The sequence below is a fragment of the Albidovulum marisflavi genome (genome assembly GCF_025751435.1).
GTDB classification, from domain to species: domain Bacteria; phylum Pseudomonadota; class Alphaproteobacteria; order Rhodobacterales; family Rhodobacteraceae; genus Albidovulum; species Albidovulum marisflavi.
In genome coordinates this window covers 99,124-118,899 of the sequence record NZ_JAOWKY010000002.1, presented here as the reverse complement: position 1 = coordinate 118,899, position 19,776 = coordinate 99,124, and the positions used below count along the sequence as shown (strand labels likewise).

The 19,776-nt window shown below is 63.5% G+C and carries 20 protein-coding genes; 14 read left to right on the top strand and 6 right to left on the bottom strand.

Annotation, left to right across the window (positions count from 1 at the left end):
* Positions 1-26 precede the first annotated feature (26 nt).
* The 6 genes from OEW28_RS09520 to OEW28_RS09495 all read left to right on the top strand — a co-directional run bounded on the left by OEW28_RS09520 (position 27) and on the right by OEW28_RS09495 (position 7,922).
* On the top strand, positions 27-4,700 hold the full coding sequence (locus tag OEW28_RS09520) for a hypothetical protein (protein WP_263734529.1): 4,674 nt from the start codon (positions 27-29) through the stop codon (positions 4,698-4,700).
* Between the two features lie 136 nt (positions 4,701-4,836).
* Positions 4,837-5,028 carry a PLD nuclease N-terminal domain-containing protein gene (locus OEW28_RS09515; RefSeq protein ID WP_263734528.1) on the top strand — a complete coding sequence of 64 codons (192 nt, stop codon included), beginning with the start codon at positions 4,837-4,839 and terminating at the stop codon, positions 5,026-5,028.
* A 7-nt stretch (positions 5,029-5,035) separates the two neighbouring features.
* Entirely contained in the window at positions 5,036-5,896 is an 861-nt protein-coding gene (locus OEW28_RS09510; RefSeq protein ID WP_263734527.1) for a YihY/virulence factor BrkB family protein, read from the top strand.
* Positions 5,897-5,993: 97 nt separating this feature from the next.
* Positions 5,994-6,566 carry a hypothetical protein gene (locus OEW28_RS09505; protein WP_263734526.1) on the top strand — a complete coding sequence of 191 codons (573 nt, stop codon included), beginning with the start codon at positions 5,994-5,996 and terminating at the stop codon, positions 6,564-6,566.
* Positions 6,566-6,967 (top strand): phage holin family protein, encoded by a 402-nt coding sequence (locus tag OEW28_RS09500; protein WP_263734525.1) that lies wholly within the window; start codon positions 6,566-6,568, stop codon positions 6,965-6,967. Before OEW28_RS09505 ends, OEW28_RS09500 begins: the two co-directional genes overlap by 1 nt.
* Entirely contained in the window at positions 6,951-7,922 is a 972-nt protein-coding gene (locus OEW28_RS09495; protein ID WP_263734524.1) for a DUF3618 domain-containing protein, read from the top strand. The genes OEW28_RS09500 and OEW28_RS09495 overlap by 17 nt, the downstream gene beginning before the upstream one ends.
* Before the next feature lie 167 nt (positions 7,923-8,089).
* Here OEW28_RS09495 and OEW28_RS09490 read toward each other — a convergent pair whose 3' ends face one another.
* Positions 8,090-8,908, bottom strand: coding sequence for an EF-hand domain-containing protein (locus OEW28_RS09490; RefSeq protein ID WP_263734523.1), 819 nt, complete (start codon positions 8,906-8,908; stop codon positions 8,090-8,092).
* 502 nt (positions 8,909-9,410) lie between these two features.
* On the opposite strand from OEW28_RS09490, the gene OEW28_RS09485 reads away from it, so the two are divergent.
* Together OEW28_RS09485 and OEW28_RS09480 are read left to right on the top strand one after the other, a co-directional pair.
* Entirely contained in the window at positions 9,411-9,608 is a 198-nt protein-coding gene (locus OEW28_RS09485) for a dodecin family protein (protein ID WP_263734522.1), read from the top strand.
* A 62-nt stretch (positions 9,609-9,670) separates the two neighbouring features.
* Complete coding sequence (locus OEW28_RS09480) at positions 9,671-11,950, top strand: CDC48 family AAA ATPase (protein WP_263734521.1); 2,280 nt, start codon at positions 9,671-9,673, stop codon at positions 11,948-11,950.
* A 14-nt stretch (positions 11,951-11,964) separates the two neighbouring features.
* On the opposite strand, the gene OEW28_RS09475 is transcribed toward OEW28_RS09480, so the two are convergent.
* The 3 genes from OEW28_RS09475 to OEW28_RS09465 form a co-directional block, all read right to left on the bottom strand.
* A complete protein-coding gene (locus OEW28_RS09475) occupies positions 11,965-12,828 on the bottom strand; it encodes a DUF305 domain-containing protein (protein WP_263734956.1) in 864 nt (287 codons plus the stop codon).
* A gap of 185 nt (positions 12,829-13,013) precedes the next feature.
* Positions 13,014-14,192 carry a site-2 protease family protein gene (locus tag OEW28_RS09470; RefSeq protein ID WP_263734520.1) on the bottom strand — a complete coding sequence of 393 codons (1,179 nt, stop codon included), beginning with the start codon at positions 14,190-14,192 and terminating at the stop codon, positions 13,014-13,016.
* Between the two features lie 13 nt (positions 14,193-14,205).
* Positions 14,206-14,433: a hypothetical protein gene (locus tag OEW28_RS09465; RefSeq protein WP_263734519.1), complete on the bottom strand. Its 228-nt coding sequence runs from the start codon at positions 14,431-14,433 to the stop codon at positions 14,206-14,208.
* Between the two features lie 217 nt (positions 14,434-14,650).
* Between OEW28_RS09465 and OEW28_RS09460 the strand changes: the two genes are divergently transcribed.
* The 4 genes from OEW28_RS09460 to OEW28_RS09445 all read left to right on the top strand — a co-directional run bounded on the left by OEW28_RS09460 (position 14,651) and on the right by OEW28_RS09445 (position 17,239).
* The gene (locus OEW28_RS09460; RefSeq protein ID WP_263734518.1) at positions 14,651-14,791 is read left to right on the top strand and encodes an entericidin A/B family lipoprotein; all 141 of its coding nucleotides are present in this window, start codon (positions 14,651-14,653) and stop codon (positions 14,789-14,791) included.
* A 165-nt stretch (positions 14,792-14,956) separates the two neighbouring features.
* Positions 14,957-15,190 carry a hypothetical protein gene (locus tag OEW28_RS09455; RefSeq protein ID WP_263734517.1) on the top strand — a complete coding sequence of 78 codons (234 nt, stop codon included), beginning with the start codon at positions 14,957-14,959 and terminating at the stop codon, positions 15,188-15,190.
* 76 nt (positions 15,191-15,266) lie between these two features.
* The gene (locus OEW28_RS09450) at positions 15,267-16,274 is read left to right on the top strand and encodes a DNA topoisomerase IB (protein WP_263734516.1); all 1,008 of its coding nucleotides are present in this window, start codon (positions 15,267-15,269) and stop codon (positions 16,272-16,274) included.
* Positions 16,275-16,348: 74 nt separating this feature from the next.
* Positions 16,349-17,239 carry a formate/nitrite transporter family protein gene (locus OEW28_RS09445; protein ID WP_263734515.1) on the top strand — a complete coding sequence of 297 codons (891 nt, stop codon included), beginning with the start codon at positions 16,349-16,351 and terminating at the stop codon, positions 17,237-17,239.
* 39 nt (positions 17,240-17,278) lie between these two features.
* Here OEW28_RS09445 and OEW28_RS09440 read toward each other — a convergent pair whose 3' ends face one another.
* A complete protein-coding gene (locus tag OEW28_RS09440; protein ID WP_263734514.1) occupies positions 17,279-17,554 on the bottom strand; it encodes a hypothetical protein in 276 nt (91 codons plus the stop codon).
* A 157-nt stretch (positions 17,555-17,711) separates the two neighbouring features.
* Between OEW28_RS09440 and OEW28_RS09435 the strand changes: the two genes are divergently transcribed.
* Positions 17,712-18,122 carry an EF-hand domain-containing protein gene (locus OEW28_RS09435; RefSeq protein ID WP_263734513.1) on the top strand — a complete coding sequence of 137 codons (411 nt, stop codon included), beginning with the start codon at positions 17,712-17,714 and terminating at the stop codon, positions 18,120-18,122.
* A 148-nt stretch (positions 18,123-18,270) separates the two neighbouring features.
* Here OEW28_RS09435 and OEW28_RS09430 read toward each other — a convergent pair whose 3' ends face one another.
* Entirely contained in the window at positions 18,271-18,528 is a 258-nt protein-coding gene (locus tag OEW28_RS09430) for a YMGG-like glycine zipper-containing protein (RefSeq protein ID WP_263734512.1), read from the bottom strand.
* A 254-nt stretch (positions 18,529-18,782) separates the two neighbouring features.
* Between OEW28_RS09430 and OEW28_RS09425 the strand changes: the two genes are divergently transcribed.
* Positions 18,783-19,763 (top strand): AI-2E family transporter, encoded by a 981-nt coding sequence (locus tag OEW28_RS09425; RefSeq protein ID WP_263734511.1) that lies wholly within the window; start codon positions 18,783-18,785, stop codon positions 19,761-19,763.
* Positions 19,764-19,776: the final 13 nt, after the last annotated feature.

The window sequence follows — 19,776 nt, the reverse complement described above, 5'->3', positions numbered from 1 at the left end:
AGGCGTCTGATGAAAGGGGCACAAGGATGGTGGAAGTTGCGCAGCACGCGGGCGAGGATCCCAATGTCCGCTCCTGGAAGACCAAGGCAAAGCGTGTCCTGAGCCTCAAGGCCCTGCGCGAACGTCGTGACGCGGCAGGCGGCGACCTCGACCCTCGCTACCAGTCCGCCACCGCTCGGGTTGCCGCCTTGCGAAATACGCTCGAAGGCGTGCCGGGCTGCCGCGATGCCACCCTACTTCCGCTTGATACGCTGTCAGAGCGGGCGGCGGGGCTGCATCAGGCGGGCGATGTGGCCGAAGCGGTAAAGGTGCTGGAGGCCGCGCAAAAGGTCGCAAGCAACATCGCAAACCGGCTCGAGGGTGCCTGGAAGGAGATCTACAAGCGCGAACGCAAGGCTGCTGATGATACGATCAAGGTCGTCCACAAGCACGGAGACACACGCAAGAAGGCGGACACCCAGCAGATCGTGGCGCAGTGGAAGCTTGCCGAAGCGCAGGCGGAAAAGCTGCTGATCGACAGCGATGGGCTGCAGATCCGCGACTATGCCGGCGCGTCGGAAGGGATGAAGAAGTGCCGCGCGATGATGGACCGTCTGCTGCCCGAAGACTGGCGCACCGAGGGTGCGCAGGCCGGTGATCCGGACGCCTCGGCGGACAAGCGGCTGGCCGAGGCAAAGTACGATGAGCTTCTGAGACAGCTCGCGCCGCTCAAGGACGCGCTGCTTGAGTTGCCGCGCTGCAACACGGCGATGCTGAAGCCGCTTGACACGATCGCCGCAGAGGCGGCGGACCTGCACGACGACGCGCTGCACGATGCCGTCGCGCTTCTGGGCGGCTTGCATGGCAAGGCGGTGGAGATCGCCGCCGGGCTTGAGGCGACGGCCAGGCAGGACTTTGACAGGGAGCGCGGGCTGACCGACAAGGCGGTCAAGCTGGTCTTCAAGCACAAGGAAACCCGCAAGCAGGCGGATAGATCCGGCATCGTCGCGAAGTGGAAAGAGGCGGAGGCGCTGCGGAAGACGCTTAAGCTGGACAAGCTGGGCCTTCAGGTGCGCGACTACTGGAAGGCGGCGGAAGCCATGATGGCGTGCCGGGCCCTGCTGAACAACCTGCTGCCCGAGGAATTGCGCGCGCGCGAATCCGCGCGTGCGCAGGATCAGGCGGCGATGCGCAACCAGGTCGACCTGGATGCCGCGCTTCCGCCCGTTGCCGAAAGGGGGATGGAGCTTGCCGACGCCGTCCTGACCGCGCTTGCCCCGCCGGATGAAGACTTCGAGCTTTTCGCCCAGACCTTCGCCCTTCAGGAGCACATCGACCAACCGTCTCAGGAAGCCGCCCGCGCCCGGTACGAAGCGCAAGTCGCGGCGCTTCGCCAGGCGCAGACCGAGCGCGCAAATCATCCGCTTGCGCAGGACGCGCGACGCATCGCCGAGCAGATCAAGGGGCTTGATCCGGAAACGGATGCCGATCAGATCGCCGACCTTTACGATGATCTTCAGCGGGTGAAGATAGACCTTGACGATGCCATGAGCGCTGCTGCGCGGGACAAGGTTCTTGATGACGCCGAACAGATCACGGCGGCATTCACCGCACTGAGCGAAGACGAAGATTTTGACGTCTACCTGGACGCCCATGCCTTCGATGCCACCGACGAAAACGGCAATCCGAAGCCAGAGCTTGTGGCCGCCAAGGAACAGATGGACAAGGTGATCGCGGCGACAGCGGTCATCAAGGCCAACGGCGGCAACCTGGCAGACATCGCGGCGCTTTGGGACACCGTGCCCGAAGCCTTCCGCCCCGACGAGGTTGTCGAGGAACTTCGGCCCTACGCAATTGCGCGCAAGGCGATCCTGGGTGAATCCGCGGAAAGCCGGGCTGAATCGGCCACGCGCTTCAAGCAGGGCATCGGCAAGATTGCGTTGACGGTCACCGATGTCATCGACACCGTCCTTACGGCGACGTTGGACAACAGCACCTTCCAGCAGCTGGTCGAGGAAGGCACGCTTCTGGATGGGGCGGGATCGGGCGACCAGCCCGCGGACGACGAATGGTTCGATGTTCAGGACAGCAAGTTCAGCGCCTGGGTCATTGCCGGAACCGAACTGCACGCCGGAATATGCGCCACCACGATCGGCGTCGAGCGCACGGGGCGCAAGGCCGCTTTGGCGGACGGACTGGATCGCAACAATCCCGAGGTTCTGCTGGAACTTGAACGTGCGCGAAGCGGACGCATCAAGATGGCGCAGCATCTGCGCGAGGGCCGCAAGATGGCTGACGCCGTGGTCTCGACCGTCAAGGTGTTTGCGGTTCACCCGGCTTTGTCCGGGTTCCTGACCATGGTGAAGGGCGTCCTGAAGCTGATCAAGGCTTTCGAATACGCGCTGGAGCGGTTGGAGGCCGCCGAAAAGGAACTGATGGTGATGACGACGCAGCGCGACGTCGATCGCACCAATCCGGTGAACCAGTCGGCCGAGGCGATGCGCGCCGCCCTGACACAGAACAAGAAACACGCGGAGCGGCTTGAAAAGGCTAACAAGATCGCCGCCGCGGGGCAGATCCTGCGCGGCGGCAGCACCGTGGTTGCCGGAACCGGAGAACCCGGAACCGCGATCGCCGGCCTGGCCGGAATGGGCGTCGGCGGCGGGATGGAAGCCGTGGGGGTCACGCTGGTCACGCGTGCCGAATACAAGAACTTCAAGACCAACAAGGCCGAAGAGACGCGCTGCATCGAACTCTTGCAGCGCGCGGCGGCAGGCGACTCCGAGGCCAAGAAATCGGTGATGAAGGAATCCAGCTTCTATTCCGCGATGTATCTGGCCTTGGCGGCCAAGGAAGGCGACGCCATCGCCATGCGGATACTGAACGACATGCACTTCACCGCGGAAGATATTGAAAAGAATAACGTATACATCCTTCGCAAGGCGATGCTCTGGGCGGCCAAAAAGGATGACCGCAGCCCCGATGAAGCTGGTATGGTCGGCATCGGCGTGGGCAAGGTCAAAAGCGCCGGCTCCAAGTTCATGGCGGGCGTCGAGACCGCTGGCGATATCCTGACGCGTCAGAACCGGACGGACGATCGCGTGGTCGTCGCCGAGTTCGTCGCCGAGTTCACCTTGCAGAACTGGGAGGAGACCAAGAAGGCCGCCTATGCGTCAGGCGTCCGCGAAAGAAAGACCGGCATCGCCAAGGAGTTCGGAAATCTTGACCGGGCGATGGCCGAAATCATGCTGACCGGCCCCACCGCCCCGGCGGAAGAGAACCAAGGTGAAAAATCTGCCGCCAAGCGCCGGGCAAAGTTCGAAAAGGCCCTTCAGGATGCGCTGAACGCGCTGGACGCGCTATTCCACCTGTTCGGCAGCGTCGATCCCGAATGGATTTCGCCGCGACCGGATGGGCAATCCCCGGTCGGGTTCGCCGAATATCTTCAAGAGATGCGGAACCTTGCGGCCGAGCATCGGACCGAACTGCTGAACCTCATGGAGAACTCGGGTGCCGATCTCAGGGCGCCGGCCTACCGCATTCTGCCGTCGCTCGATCCCGCAAGGTTTGACGAGGCCTGCAAGATCGCTTCCCTCAATGGCGTTCAGTTGGACGACCGCGTGAAGGCCGCGCGGAAGCTGATCGTCAGCTGCCATTTCGAATATCCGAAGATCATAGAGCTGACGAACAACTTCGATGGCGACGCCAAGAAGAACCAGAAGCAGCGCGAAAAGATCGTCGAATTCATCGCCCTTGCGCGCAGCCTGTCCGCCGCGCTCAGCCAGTGCGCGCCGAAGAACCTGCACAGCGCGCAGATCGACACGGTGTTCAGGCAGTTCGCAAGCGATCTGAGCCAGACGGCGATCGAGGAATACGTGAGCCCGATCGAGGAGGTCGCGGATGCCGCGCGCGAAACCTTCGCCACCCAGAACCCGCCCGCGGTTGAACTGGTCGCGGGGACCATCCGTTTGGCCTACAGGCGGGCGCGCGAAGAATGCCTGATGACCAACGAGTTGCCCGATGCGCTTGACAAGGCTCTGGACCAGTTGCCCGCGCTGATGACGCATCCCTCCCGCCAGCTTTCCGACGATGATCTGGGAGCCGACAACATCATCGACTTCGATGAGCAGGCCCAGGTATTTCTGAAGATTGAAAGCGGTCTGCGCGAATGGGGGCGGTCCATCAAGGACCACAAGCCGTTCTTCAAGTACCTGATGTCCGTCGCGGCGCTGGCCGGCGGCGAAGCCAGGGAGGCCGACCGGAAGAAAGCGATCTGCGTCCAGAAACGCGATGGCCAGCCGCCGGACCAGAACCTTGGGGTTCGTCCCCGGCTGGCCTCATCGGAATGGCTTCGCTGGCTCGCCGCCGCCCGGGCGGACATGGAGAAGAGCGGAGACAAGAAGCCGGTCAAATACGACAAGAGCGCGGCTGCAGGCACGACGCAAGCGTTCAAGAACTACGAGAAGGCACCTCCGCTTCTTTCGGTCGACGAGCTGGAAGAAGATGTGAAACACGCCCGCAAGGTCTTCAAGAAGCGTCGCCACGCGCTCAAGTCCCTTGATATTCTGCTCGCCCGCCTGATGAAGGTTGAGGGCGACCCGCTATGCGAAGCGATAGACGGGTTCCTGATGGCCGTCGCGACTGAGGGCGCCCTGATCGACGAGGCCGAGGTTGCGATCGAGGACTACGTAGCGGAGCAGAAACGGCAAAGGCGCGCCTGAGCGGCGGGTTCCCTTGGTACTTGTGTAGCGCACGGACCTCCGTGCCTTGGCGCCGACCGACGCAGCCGATTGCTGGCGCGCGGGAACTTGTTCCGAATGTCGGGGTTGGTCTTCTCAGACAGCCAAGGAGATGACCATGCTTGAACTTTCGGGCCTAGGCGCCTTCATCCTTCTGGTGCTTGACGTGTGGGCACTTGTTTCCATCCTCGGATCTTCCGCTTCCACGGGGCGCAAGGTGCTTTGGGCGCTTCTCGTCATCATACTGCCCTTGATCGGTTTCATCATCTGGCTGATCGCCGGTCCCAGTTCGGCGGCGCGCCGAACCTGACGGCGCGATGCCCCGCAAGGACCAAATGCTTGCCGCTGCCCGCGCGGTCTGGGGCCGCATGGACGATCTGAACCTGTCGCTCATTTCCGCGGGCGTCGGGTTCTTTGCGGTTATGGCACTCTTCCCGGCGCTTGGCCTGGTCGTGTTCTTCTGGAGCTTCCTGGCCGATCCGTCGACGATCCATGCCCTGCTCGACTCCGGCAAGGCGATGATGCCGGATACCGTCCATCAGATTTTCGTCGCGCAGGTGAACACCCTGATCCGGTCCAAAACCAGCAGCGCATTCGGCCTTGCCACCTTGCTGACCATCGGGTTCGCCACCTGGTCGACGCTGTCGGGTGTCGCATCGCTGAACCGGGGCATAAACGCGGCCTACGGGATCGCAAATCGGCCCAGTCTTTTCAGGCGCCTGCTGTCTGCGACCGGACTTGCGCTTGCGCTTTGTGGGCCGGTGCTTCTGGCGGCAACCGTGATCGCGGTCGCCCCCGTCGTGCTTGCCTTCGTCAATCTGGGGCCGATCACGGAATTCGCGATCTCGATCCTGCGCTGGGCGGTCGCGCTGTGCGTGGTCATCTTCGCCTTTGCGCTGGTCTATCGATATTCGCCCAACCGACGGGGCGATCGTCCCGCATGGCTTACGCCGGGCGCGGTGATCGCCGGGCTTGTCTGGCTGGTCGTGTCGGTGGGGTTTTCTATCTACCTGGGGAACTACGGAAACTACAACAAGGTCTATGGTTCGCTTGGCGCCGCTGTCGCCCTGTTCATGTGGTTCTATCTTTCCGCCTATGTCGTCCTGATAGGTGCGGTGTTCAACGCCCAGTTGGAACGGATCCGCTCCGAAGAGGATTCTGCCGATGAGCCCGCCTGACGGGAACCCGTGGCCGTTCCGCGGGTTAGTCATCCTGAAAGCGGAGGCGCCGCACCATCCCGCGCGGCAACCCGGCAAAGCACGGAGGCCCGAGACGATGACAACCAGGGAAATCAGGCAGACCTCGGCTGAAATGGCCGAAGCGGCCAGGGAAAAGGGCGCCGAGGCGATGAAGGCGGCCCGGAAGCAGACAGAGGAGATTGCGCAGGACGCCGGGCAGGCGTTGAAACGTGTCTCGAAGGACCGCGCCGAGTCCGGCAAGGATGCGCTCGCGGACCAGGGCGAAGCGCTTGCCTCGAAGTTGCGGCACGAAGCCGCGGGGGACGGCACACTCAGGTCACGGCTTCTTGGGGTCGTGGCGGATGGAGTGGGCGAGGCCTCGGAGGATCTTCGCGACCAGAGCCTGAGTTCCCTTCTATCCAGGGCCGAGTCCTTTGCGCGCCAGCACCCCGGCGTGTTTGTCGCCGGGGCCGCGGTCGCAGGTTTTGCGCTTGCGCGCTTCGCGCAGGCAAGCGGTCAGGCAGGCGTCCCTGTGACCGGATCCGGTGGGCGTGACTCCCGCCCGAATGTTCGGCGCGGGCCGGAAGGCAAGGACCAACCCGATGACCCGGCGGTCCTGGTTGCGGGCCATCCCGACAAGCAAGAGGCATCCGGGGGGAAGACGCCGTGATGACGGACCAACGCTCAACCGGCGACGTGCTGAAGGATCTCTTGCAGCAGATCACGCGCATCCTGCGCGGCGAGGTGGCGCTGGCCCGGGCCGAGGTCGGGCAAAGCGTCCGGGAAGCGGGCAGGGGCATTGCTCTTGTCGTGGCTGCCGTGGTCATCGCCCTTTCGGCGCTGAACGTTCTGTCGGCCGCACTTGTCACGGCACTGGTTGAGCTTGGCCTGACCCCGATGTGGGCCGCCGCCGCCGTGGCCGCGCTGCTGTGCGCGGTGGCGCTGATATTCGCGGTGTTGGGGATCAGGAAGCTCCAACCCTCCCACCTTGCCCCGGACAAGACGGTTGAAAACGTCCGTCGCGATGCGGACAGGATAAAGGAGATTTTTGACAATGGCTCATCAGACTGATGTTCGTGACCGCGAAGCCGAACTTGAACGCGACCGTGCTTCGCTCGCTTCCACGCTTAACGAATTGCAGGACAGGGTGTCGGTGGAACACCTGGCGCGCGAGGCTTTGGGCATGATCCGAAGCAATGCCAACACCTATGCGAGTTCCATCGATTCCGCGATCCGCGCCAACCCGATGGCGGTTGCGCTGACGTGCGCGGGGGTCGCCTGGCTGATCTTCGGCGGGCGGAAGAATTCGGAAGCGGGGGAAGAAGGATCCGCAGGTCAGCATTCGGCCGGCGGCGCGTCCCCACGGGGCCATCTGTCGCGGGGCTACGATCCCTATGCGTCATCCGGGGACCATCGCTGGTCCTCGCGCATCGACGAGCTGCGCCAGCGTGCATCGGACGCGCTTGATGAGGCCGAACGCAAGGCGAAGGGGTTCGCCGAGGACCAGCGCGACTATCTGGCCGAGCGTGGCCGCATCCTGTCCGACTTCACGGCCGATCTGGCCGATAGCCTCCGCGATGGCCTGGAGGATCTGTCCGCGGCCGCGCGGGACCGGGTGGTCCAGGCGCGCCAGAAGGCCTATGCCGCCAGTCTGCGCGCCGGGCGGAGCGCCCGCGCGGGTGGCCGCGAGGCAGGACATCTGATCGAAGAACACCCCCTGGTCGCCGGTGCGATCGCGCTGGCCCTCGGGGCCGCCTTTGCCGCGGCACTGCCGCGGACGCGGACCGAGGACAGGGCATTCGGTGCGGAAAGCGATCGGCTGATGGCTGCCGCCGCCGACGCGCTGCGCGAAGAGCGGGAACGCCTGTCCCACGTCGCCCAGGAATTCGCACAGGACGTCAAGAGCGCGGCGAAAGATGCGGCAGGCGCAGCTGCCGCAGGGGCAAAGGCCGACAGCGCCAGTGACCGGCAGAGCGCTGCCAAAGCCAAGACGGCCAAGGCGGAAAAGACAGAGACCAAGGGCTGATCGGCGCGCGGTCTTGCACGCCCTTTGACGCCAGCAGACGGCATCGGCACAGGCTGCGGACTTGGGGCCCGCGGCCTGTGCTTTTGGGGCTTTGGCAGGATCGTCACGGCCTGTGCAGTGCCAGGCAGCGCGTTCGCCGCTGCCTGGCCCCGGCCAGACGATCGGCGTCAGGGCCGCGGAGCCGGGGTGAAGTAGTAATAGTAGATCGTCGGGACGCGGTCAGAGCCGCTGCCGTCCTGGGCCGTCCCCTCAGCGCTTTCGGCTGCCGTCATGGACGAATCCCACCTCCGGTTGGCGTAGTGGTCGTACTCGCTCCGGCTGATCGCGCCATCCCCGTCCGAATCCATCTCGTCGAAGTCGAGGTTCAACCATGCGTTCATGTTGTCCCAGCCGGCCTTGTCGATTTCGTCCTTCGTGATCTCTCTGTTGGAGTCCGCGTCCAGGGTGCGAAACTTGCCAGCGGCCGAGGCCGCCACCTGGGATTCGGTCATCATGCCCATGTCTTCATCGCTGACACCCGAGGGGACAAGGATGAACCGCCGCAGGATCATGATGCCGTCGCCGACCCCTTCGGCGGCCTGACGATGGGCAGCGTTGGCGGCCGACATGTATTCCTCGGCCGACACGCTTCCGCTTGCGTCCACGTCAGCGGCTTCCATGTACTGCGCGGATTGTTCGGTCGTAATCTCGTCTTCGCCGGTATCGATCCTCATGCAGTCAACGAACTCCTCGCGGCTGAGCTGGCCATCGCCATCGGCGTCGAGGCTCTTGAAACCGACGTCGTTCCAGGTCTCGAATTCGGACCGCGTGATCGTGCCGTCGTTGTCGCTGTCGGATATGGCGAAGGTCGCGTTGCAGGCGGTGCCCGGCACGAGTGTACTGATCATGCCGCCATCCGAGGCCTGAGCGTGGGCGAACCCGGTCACCGTGAACCCGGCGATGGCCACACCGCAAGTTGCTGCGGCAACTGTCGAGAGCGTCTTCATGTTGTCCTCCGTTTCTGTCGTGCGTCGCAGAACATAAACAGGCCGGGGCTGTCCGTGTTCCAGACCCGGCGGCAAGTACGCGGCGTTTCGTCGACGACCCCGCGCTGGCGGATGCCCGACTCGGCAAGGGCCGCGCCCGCGGGCCGCGAAACCGGAACATCGCCCCCGTTGGCTGGTTGTGTCAGATCAAACCGAGGAGTGAGAAGATGACCGAATGGCGATCACACGGCGGGGAGCCAGCCGAACCGGACGGCCGCCCGCCCCCCGGCGTTCCCCCGAGCGAACCGCCCCAGCCCGACCCGTCGGAGGACGAGCCGAACCAAAACCCGGAACGGGATCCACCCGAAGACATGCCGCCCGACACCGTTCCGGTGTAACCGCCTTGGCGCGTCCAAGGAACATTCACACGGGCGGGGTGTTGGTAAGGCAAAGGCGCCGCGGCAGGCCGGGGATGAGCCGGGTCGCGCCGCGCCCAAAGGTCAAACCTGGATCGGAGGCACCCATGTCCATAGCCAAGCACACGGAAATCACCGCCAGCGGACCCAGCCTGTCGGATGCGATCGAGAATGGCGTCCGTGGCGCATCGCAGTCCCTGCACAACATCGAGCAGGTCTGGGTCAAGGACATCTCGCTTCGGGTGCGTGACGGCAAGGCGGCCGAATACCGGGTCAACATGAAGCTTACCTTCGTGGTCGACTAAGCAGTCCAACGCCGGATGCCCCGTTGCACGGAGCCTCCGCTTGTCCGCATAGGAGAACCGTCGTGGCTGAACCGCAGGAAAACGACGCCCCTCAAAGGCTTCACGTGGCGAACATGCGGCCAGAGGACGCCGGGCGCGGCATCGCCCGGATCAGCCGCCAGGACATGCGACGGATCGGTATTTCCGAAGGCGAGCCGGTGGCGATATCGGGCCGGCGCCGCACCGCGGCGATCGCGATGCCTGCCTATGACGAGGATGAGGGACTGCTGTCTGTCATCCGGCTTGATGGGCTGCTGCGCGGCAATGCTGGCGCCGCGACCGGCGAACAGGTCGAGATCGAACGCGCCGAAACTTTGCCCGCGCGCCACATCACGCTTGCCCCCGCGCAGAAGAACCTGCGGCTTCAGGGGTCTGGCGACGCGCTGAGGCGCACTTTCGCGCACCGTCCGTTTGTCGCGGGTGATGTCATTTCGACCTCGGTGCATGTTCCGCACGGCTACGGCGACGGCCTGCCGGAACAGCTGAGGGAGATGCTCAACATTCCCGCCTACGGATTGCAGGAAATCCGTCTGCTTGTCATTTCCACCTCGCCGCGCGGCATCGTCCGCATGACGCCCGAGACCGAGGTCGTGCTGCGCCCCGCTTACGAGGAACCCGCCGAGGCACGCCGACCCGACATCACCTATGACGATATCGGGGGACTTGGCGATACCATCGATCAGATACGTGAAATGGTCGAACTGCCGCTGCGGCACCCCGAGCTTTTCCAGCGCCTTGGCATCGATCCCCCGAAAGGGGTGCTGCTGCACGGTCCGCCAGGCACGGGCAAGACGCTTTTGGCCCGCGTGGTGGCAAGCGAGGCCGACGCGAGCTTCTTCCTGATCAATGGGCCCGAAATCCTGGGCAAGGCCTACGGCGAATCCGAGGAACGTCTGCGCCAGGTTTTCAACCAGGCGAAGGACCAGTCGCCCGCGATCATCTTCATCGACGAAATCGACTCGATCGCGCCCAAGCGCGAGCAGGTTGGCGGAGAGGCGGAACGGCGACTTGTCGCCCAGCTTCTGACCGTTATGGACGGGCTGGAGCCGCGCCAGAACGTGGTGGTGATCGGTGCGACGAACCGTGTCGACGCCGTGGATGAAGCGCTTCGGCGTCCTGGCCGCTTCGACCGCGAAATCATCATAGGCGTTCCCGATCAGGACGGGCGGCGCGAAATCCTCGGCATCCATACGCGCGGGATGCCCGTGGCGAAGGACGTGGACCTGGAGGGCTTGGCGCGGGTGACATACGGTTTCGTCGGCGCGGACCTTGCGGCGCTGAGCCGCGAAGCCGCGATGGACGCCGTGCGCCGCATCCTGCCCGACATCGACCTTGAAACTGGCATACCGGCAGAGAAGCTTGAAAACCTTCAGGTGATCCGCGCGGACTTCGACGGCGCGCTGAAACGCGTGCAGCCTTCGGCGATGCGCGAAATCATGATCCAGGTGCCGGACGTTACCTGGAAGGATGTCGGAGGACTGGCCCAGGTGCGAGAGCGGATGCAGGAAAGCATCGAACTGCCGCTGCGCGATCCGGACGCGTTCCGGCGCCTGGGCATCCGCCCCGCGAAAGGCTTCCTGCTTTATGGCCCACCCGGCACAGGCAAGACGATGCTGGCCAAGGCCGTCGCTCGCGAGGCCGAGGCCAACTTCGTCGCCACCAAGTCGTCGGACCTGCTGTCCAAGTGGTATGGAGAATCCGAACAGCAGGTCGCGCGGCTTTTCCGTCGTGCGCGGCAGGTGGCGCCGACGGTCATCTTCATCGACGAAATCGACAGCCTTGTGCCGGCGCGTGGCGGCGGTCTTGGCGAACCGGCAGTGACTGAGCGTGTCGTCAACACCATCCTGTCAGAGCTTGACGGTCTGGAAGAACTGCAGGGCGTGGTCGTCATCGGCGCGACGAACCGCCCCAACCTGATAGACCCCGCGCTGCTTCGCCCCGGACGTTTCGACGAACTGATTTTCGTTCCTGTCCCCGACCGCGACGCACGGCGTCAGATCCTGGGCATACAGACCGCCGCGATGCCGCTTGAAAAGGATGTCGACCTGGACGACGTCGCGGATCGAACTGATCGCTTTACGGGTGCGGATCTGCAGGACGTCGTGCGCAGGGCGGGACTTATGGCGCTGCGACGGTCCCGCGACACGGTCGGGGTCGACGAATTCGAAGCGGCTCTGACCGAAAGCCGCGCATCCGTCACGCCGGAGATGGAAAGAGAATATGAAACGATCCAGGCATCCTTGGGCAAGGAAGGGCCGCTGCGCCAGCCGATCGGATTCCGTCTGGCGACGCCAGGCGGTTGACGCCCGCCGAGCCCTCAGGTCGCGTCGCAGGACCAGAAGCCGCGATACCCAACCCTGAGACCTTGATCGAGTGAAAACACCAGTTCCGTATCCTGCCGCCAGTCCGCGTCCTCACCCAGCGGACGGACCGACATCATCACCCCAGGCGCGGCATAGGTCGTGATCTCATCGACGGTGCCGTCCGATGCTGCAAGCGGCACCAGGACGCCATTCAGGCTCATCGCCGCCTCGCCAGTGCCGCGGGATACCCAGAGGATCGGATCGGTTTCGGGGCTTCTGTTGAACGCACAGCGCGGGCCCGACGCAAGAAGCCGGTCAGCTTCGTCAGCGCGCAGCGGCGCGGGGTCCAGCGCCGAGATGAGCGTGTTGTTCAGCGCGTCGTCGATCGTGCCCGGCTCTGGCGGCGGATCCGCATAAACGACGTCGGTCGTCTCGCCGGATGCAACTGCGCCGATCAGGTAACGCATTTCGGCGATCTCGCGCCGCTGCGCGCCGATGATCTCATCCGCAAGCTTGCGCACCCTCGCATCCCGGATACGCGCGCGTTCCGAGGTCATCACCGCGATGGAATGGTGCGGTATCATCGCCCGCATGTAGCTTTCGCCCGACACCGTCACCTGGCTTCGAACAAGCCAGAGTGAAAGCGCGAACACGACCGCAGCACCGGCGAAGATCGCGATGTTCAGTGCCTTGTTGGCATACATTCCCAGCATGTAGCCCAACATGATGATTGCCATCGTCGCGCCCATAAGCACCGCCATGTAGACCCGCGTTTCCGAGAAGAACACGTGCTCGAACGCGTAGGTATTGAGGTACATCAGGACGAACATCACCACCGTGGAGGTAAGGATCATCAAGGCGAAACGGCTGTAGGTCATCGAATTGGCCTTTCCTGGCTGCTGATATGCATGCGCGTCCTCGATCCAATCGCGCCGCCCGAAACCGCGCCGCAGGCGACGGGCGTCGACCGGAGCGGCAAGCGTCCGCATGCCCGCGAGCCGCGCCTTCAGGGAAACTGGGTTCAGATGTCTTCGGTTCCCCGAGGTCGGCAGTGGCAGGACGGTCAGCGCGCGTTTTTTGATGGTCGTGCAGGCGGGCTTGGGGCTTTCCGCCACTTGCCGCCGCCCAGCTGGCGCCGCACGGTGACATACTGCATCAGGTCGCGCATCGTCAGCATTCCGACCAGCGCGCCGCGATCCACCACCATCAGGCGACTGACGCCTTCGTCCTTCATCAGGTTCAGCGCATTCCAGACCGGCTTTTCGGGTTCGATCACATGGCGCGCGTTGTCGTCGGTCAATATGTCCGCGATCCTGGTTTCCTGCCACCTTTCGCGGGGCACGCGGCCCACGTCCTCAAGCCTGACGCAGCCCAGAAGCGTTTCGCCCCGCACCACCGGAAACGCCTTGTGATAGTGACGGTAGAAGTAGTCCTCGACCAGTTCCGCCACTGTCAAGTCCGCCGGCGCGGTGATCGTCACTGGGTTCATGACATCCCGGACCTGAACCTTGTCGAGTCCGATCCTCAGATCGGTATGCGCCTCGGACGCGCCTGCGGCGGCGCTGATGAACATGCCGACCAGAACCAGCCACATGCCGCCGATCAGATCGCCGTAGACGACATTGAGCGCGCCCAGAAGAACCACCGCTCCGCCAAGGACCCGGCCGCAGATGGCGCTGATGTGGGTCGCCCGCCGCAGGCTGCCCGTCCAGCCCCAGATGGCCGCACGCAGTACCCGGCCGCCGTCCAGCGGAAAGGCTGGCAGCAGATTGAACGTGGCCAGAACGAGGTTGATGGTGACAAGGTAGCCGATCACGGCTTCGACGGGGCCGATTTCGCCCCCGGTTCCGGGCAGCAAGCCCAGAGCGAAAACGCCGGCGAGGAAGTAGCTGGATATCGGCCCGACGATGGCGACAAGGAATTCCGCCCAGGGACCGGGCGGCTCATCCCTCAGATGCGCGACGCCGCCGAACAGGAAAAGCGTGATCCCCGAAATCGGCATGTCGAAGCGTCGCGCCACCAGGGCGTGCGCGAATTCATGAAACACGATCGAGGCGAAAAGGCCGATCGCGCCCACGACGGACATCCAGATCGCGGTCGCGGGCGACAGGTTGTCGATAATCGAGGGGAAGTACGCCTGCGCGAGGCTCCAAACGATCAGTATCGCGAGAAGGAACCAGCTTGGCGCGATGCTGACGCGAAAGCCCAGAAGAGTGAAAAGGCGGATGTCGTTGCCGAACATGCAGCCAGCCCAGCTATTCGACGGCCGGTGCCGTGGCTCCGGGCCAGTCCATCGCGATCAGACCAAGCAGGAACAGCAGAAGGATCAGGGCAACGCCCAAAGCCGCTCCTGCGCTTGGATAGAAACGGTATCGGCCGCCAAGGCTGTAGGGCCAGCGGTTTCGCGTATGACGCCAGCCCGGCAAAGCCGCAATCGCGAAGGCCAGAAGCAACAGGCCGATCCAGAACCAGAACATGCCCATTCGCGGCACCTCCTTTCGTGTCATTTCCGGCGCGCTTGGCTTCGCGCGCACTCATACGTGAACCCCGCCGCCGGCGTGTTTGTTCCGGTTCCAATATGCCAATCGTGCCGTTCACTCGGTTCATCGTGCCTTTTTAGGGGGTTGCGGATCGTCAGGACGGAACCCTTCGCCGGGTCGGGCGTTATGATCGGCACTTTCACAGCAGAATGGAAAACCCATGACCCGTATGACACTTCTTGCCCTTTCCGCGTTCATGTTCGCCGCCCTTTCCGCCTGTGAGACGGTCGAGGGCGCGGGCCGCGACATCGAAAACGTTGGTGAGGCTGTAACCGACACGGCCCAAGACGCGCAGTACTGATCGCGCAGCCCCGATAACCACCTCCGGACGCCGCATCCGCGCTGGCTTGGGTCAGCCACAGTGTCGGCGCCGGACGTCAAAGTCTGTGCCTGCGCTGGAACAAACGCTCGCCTGGCCGGTTTGCGTTAGGATACGACTTGGACCGGACAAAGGGGAGGGCCAGCCATGGGCACCTGCGTCACCTGCGGAAACGAATACGACAAGAGCTTTGACGTGGTCAAAGACGGCGAAACCTACACTTTCGACAGTTTCGAATGCGCGATTCAAAAGCTTGCACCGAAGTGCACCCATTGCGGGTGCCGCATCATCGGCCATGGGCTGGAAGCGAACGGAACGTTCTTTTGCTGCGACAGTTGTGCGCAGAATTCGGGCGTTTCCGGGTTGAGAGATCGGATCTAGCAGCCATCGATGCTGGGTCTTCTCCGGGCGGAACGTCTTTTCCGGGCAGAACCTGGGGCGCGTTCGCCACGGGCGAATGACCATGCACGACCTTTCGAAAATTCGTCCTTCGGGGCTTTTGTATTACTCCGACGACCAGCCTGGTATCACGCGCCGGCGATGCGGCAGCGGCTTTGCCTACTACGCCTCTGATGGTACTTTGATCCGTGACCGCAAGGAGCGTGATCGCATTACCGCAATCGCGGTTCCGCCAGCCTATGATGAGGTCTGGATCACGCCGCATCCGAATGGGCACCTTCAGGCGACCGGGCGTGATGCACGCGGGCGCAAGCAATACCGATATCATCCCGACTGGTCCGAACATCGCGCCACGGTCAAGTTCGATCAGCTGTCGATCTTCGGGCGCGCCCTGCCGCGTCTTCGCGGCTTCATCGCCCGAAGTCTCGGGGCCGAAACCGGTTCGGCGGAACTGGCGCTAGGGACAGTGCTGGCCTTGATCGACCGTGCCTCGATCAGGATCGGCAACCAAGCCTATGCGACCCAGAACCAAAGCTTCGGCGCGACGACGCTGCTTGGCCGTCACGTCCGGTTTCGAAAGGACAGGCTGATCCTGTCCTTTCCATCCAAGGGTGGCGCCCGCATCAGGCGGACGCTGAGCGGGCCGGCGCTGCAGCGTGCCATGAGCCGAATTCACGACCTTCCGGGCGCCGCCCTTGCCACCTGGCTTGACGAGAGCCAGATCCCGCATGTCCTGCGGTCGGAACAGGTCAACGCGGTCATCGCGGAAATATGCGGCGAAGGGATGACGGCAAAGACCTTTCGAACCTGGAACGGAACGCACGCGGCCTTTTGCATCGCGCTGCGCCCGGGGCCGGTCACCATCGCAGAAATGGCCGAAGCCGCGGCCGAGCGGCTGGACAACACTGCGGCCGTTGCGCGGAAAAGCTATGTCCATCCAGCGGTGATCGATCTGGCGCGCCTGGATCCCGATCAACGACTGCGCCTTCTGCGTGCCTCTCCGGGCCCCGGACTAAGCGGACTGCGTTCCGGAGAATCCGAGCTTATCGGCCTGCTGGAGCGATGAGGCGTGTTCCCGAGGGAACGATAGCCGCCGCAGCGGCGTTGCCCATGCGGTGGCTTTTAAACGGAAAATTGGACATGGCGCAAAAAGACCCGGTGAAGGACCAGGAAGAGAGCAAGCACGAAGCCTCGCTCACGGATCACGAAATCGAGGCAATCGAAGATCATACCCCGATCCGCGCCGTCGCCATTTTCGAGTCCATCAGGCGCGAGGGCCGCATGGAATTGCTGCGCCCGACAAGTGCCCTCACGATGTCGGGCTTCGTCGCCGGTCTGGCCATTGGCCTGTCCGTCCTGTCGCAGGGTTTGCTGCGCTCGCATCTTCCGGTCGCGGACTGGCGACCCTTGGTGGAAAGCCTTGGATACAGCATCGGGTTCCTGATCGTCATCCTCGGACAGATGCAGCTGTTCACGGAAAACACGATCAAGGCCGTGTGCCCGGTATTGGATGACACGTCGGCCAGAATGTTCAGGCGGCTGGCAAGGCTTTGGGGCCTGGTGCTGGGCTCGAACCTCGCGGGGGCCGCGACGTTCGGTGCGGTGCTGTGGATGACGCGGAACTATCAACCGGACGTCTGGCGCGCGATGCACGACATCTCGCTTCATGCGGTGGAATTCGGAACGGGTGAAATCGTGCTGAGGGGGATCGGGGCTGGGTGGCTTGTCGCGGCGCTGGTCTGGATGACGCCCAATTCCGGAGACGCGCGGGCGCTCATGGTCATCGCCATCACCTATCTGATCTCACTTGCCGGCTTTGCCCATGTCGTGGCCGGCGCCACCGAAGTGTCGCTGCTGATCCTTTCGGGTGATCTGGGCTTCTTTTCCGGCGTCGTCGGCTTTCTCTTGCCCGCGACGGTTGGCAACCTTCTGGGCGGTTCGGTGTTCTTCACCATCCTTGCCTGGGTCCAGATCAGGACCGAACTGCAAGGCGAAGACGATGACCTGATTGAAGCCTTCAGAGGGGATTGACGGCAGCCAGTCGGGCGGGCTGTTCCGCATGATCCCGCCTCAGTATTCCTCGTTCGAAGGATTCAGCACCTCGGGCTCAACTTCCTGCGGCACCACGCCTTCGGGGGCCGGAACCGAGCCGACGCCCGGTTGACCCGGCGGGGCCACATCCTGTTCCACTTCGCCGGATTCACCGGGGGCAGGGGCCTCTACCGCCTCTTCGAACAGCCAGAAGACGATAAGGCCAACGGCGAACAGAACCACGAGCGCGATGCCCAGAAGCGGCCATACGCTTTTGCGTGCTTCCTTGTCAAAGTTGTCCTTCGGAGCGCTCATGACGGATCCTCGCTTTCCTTTCGGTTACCAAGCCTTATTGGGTCCAACCAGTCGCTGCCGCGTTTGTTCCCGCCTGTTCCAAGGCTGTGCGCGCCAAGCCGGTGCGAGATCGTGCGCGAATTTGCGCGCAGCGGACAGGACCCGGGGAGATCGGGAGGTGCCGGTCTGCGTGTCACGATGCCGTGACCCCGCGCAACGAATTGCGCATCCGGGGGTTGGGTTATCTGAAGCGGAACAGGTGCTGCCTGCCTTCCGCTTCAAAGACACGGTAACGAAAGGAAACAAGATGCGTTTGCAAATTCTTACAATCGCCGTACTTGCGGTTTCGCCAGCCGTTGCCTTTGCTCAGGCGGCAGATTTCGAGATGTTGGACATCGACAACAACGGTGGCCTGAGCATGGCTGAGCTGACGGCTGAATATCCGAGGTTCGAGGAGTCTCACATGGCGCTGATCGACTCGGATGAAAACTTGCTGGTTGATAGCGGCGAATACCTGATCGCACTGGAATCCAACGTTCTGGATACGGTGTTCGGCGTTCAAGGCAGCGTGGGTGACGGCGGCAACTGATCGACTGGCACACCGCCAGGGTCAATCCGAAATGCAGGGGGCGCGGCTTTGCCGCGCTCTTTTTTTGCGCGGCGTGTAGGGCGATGAAAAAAACGCACCGCCAGAAGCGGTGCGCATGTTCAATCGTCGTACGCCAGGATTGCGGCCGTCACGGGCAATCGGCGATATAGCGGTTGCCGTAGGCATCGCGGTAGATACAGTCACCCGGCGTGCTTGCCTGGCCGATCAGCGTGCCGACCACGGCGCCCGCGGCACCGCCGATAAGCGCGCCTTCGACGCGGTCGTCATCGGACACGGCTGCGCCCAATGCTGCGCCGGCCGCTGCGCCGGCAAGCGTGGAGTCGTTCTGGTTCTCGCACGCCGCGGTGAATGCAAGAAGGGGTATGAGCAGCATTACCTTTTTCATTTCAAGCTCCATTCGTCGTGACATTTTGGGTCGTGACGTCGCTAAACGCGCAGTTACGGGTTTGGTTCCGTGCCGCTGGCCGAACGGCGATCCGAAAGAGGGAACCGAAAACGCCATCCGCTGTTGAGTTCGCGAAAACGCTCAGCCCGCGAACATGACCAGGCGCGGCTGCGCCAAGCGGAAGGACACAGGACATGAGCGAGTGGCAAGGCCCGAGGCGCAGTGCAGGCCCGATTGCGATATCGGCCGGTATTATGGCCATTGTCGTGGCTGCCTTGGCGCTGTGGGCATTGCGTAGCCTTGTTCTCGTGATCTTCGCGGCGATCCTTGTCGCGCTTCTTCTGGATGCGGCCGCGCGAACGCTTCAACGTGTGGTGCCGGTGGGGCAGACGGTCGCTGTCCTCGCAAGCGTCGTCGTGCTTCTTGGCCTGTTCCTGGGAACCATCGGCGTGCTTGGCGCGCAGACCCTGGCCGAACTGTCAGAGCTGTCCTCGAAGATCCCGACCGCGGTCAATCAGCTTGAGGACTGGATCGACATCGGCAGTATCGAAGCCTGGATCACCGAAAGGCTGCAAAGCTCGGACGGCACGATCTCGATCCTGAACGGTATTTCCGGGATGACATCGTTCGTCATCTCCGCCGGCACGGGGGTGGGTCTTGCGCTTGCGGGTGGGGTGTTCATCGCGCTGAACCCATCGCTTTATCGAAACGGCGCGGTATGCCTGATGCCCCAGAGGTTCCGCGACAAGGGCGGCCAGACCCTGCGCGTCGCTGGCAACGCCCTGCGCGCCTTCCTGTTGGGGCAACTGGTGGCCATGCTGGCAGTCGGCCTGATGACGACCGTCGGGCTTTGGTTCCTGGGGGTGTCGACCGCGATCGCGCTAGGCGTCATCGCGGGCCTGCTTGAGTTCATTCCGTATGTCGGGCCGGTCGCAAGCGCCATACCCGCGATTGCCGTGGGGCTCGTCGACGGCCCCACGACGGCGCTGTGGGTCGCCTTGCTCTATGTCGCGATCCAGCAGATCGAGGGCACGCTGCTCATCCCCCTGATCCAGAGGGAGACGGTTGATCTTCCGCCCGCGGTCACCGTCTTTTCGGTGGTCGGCTTCGGCCTGATGTTCGGCCCGGCCGGGTTCGTCCTGGCCGCGCCCCTGACGGTCCTGATGATCGTGGTAACGCGTCAGATCTGGATCCCTTATGCCAACGGCCAGCGTGATCCCGAAAGCCAAGGCTAGGACCTTGGCCGGA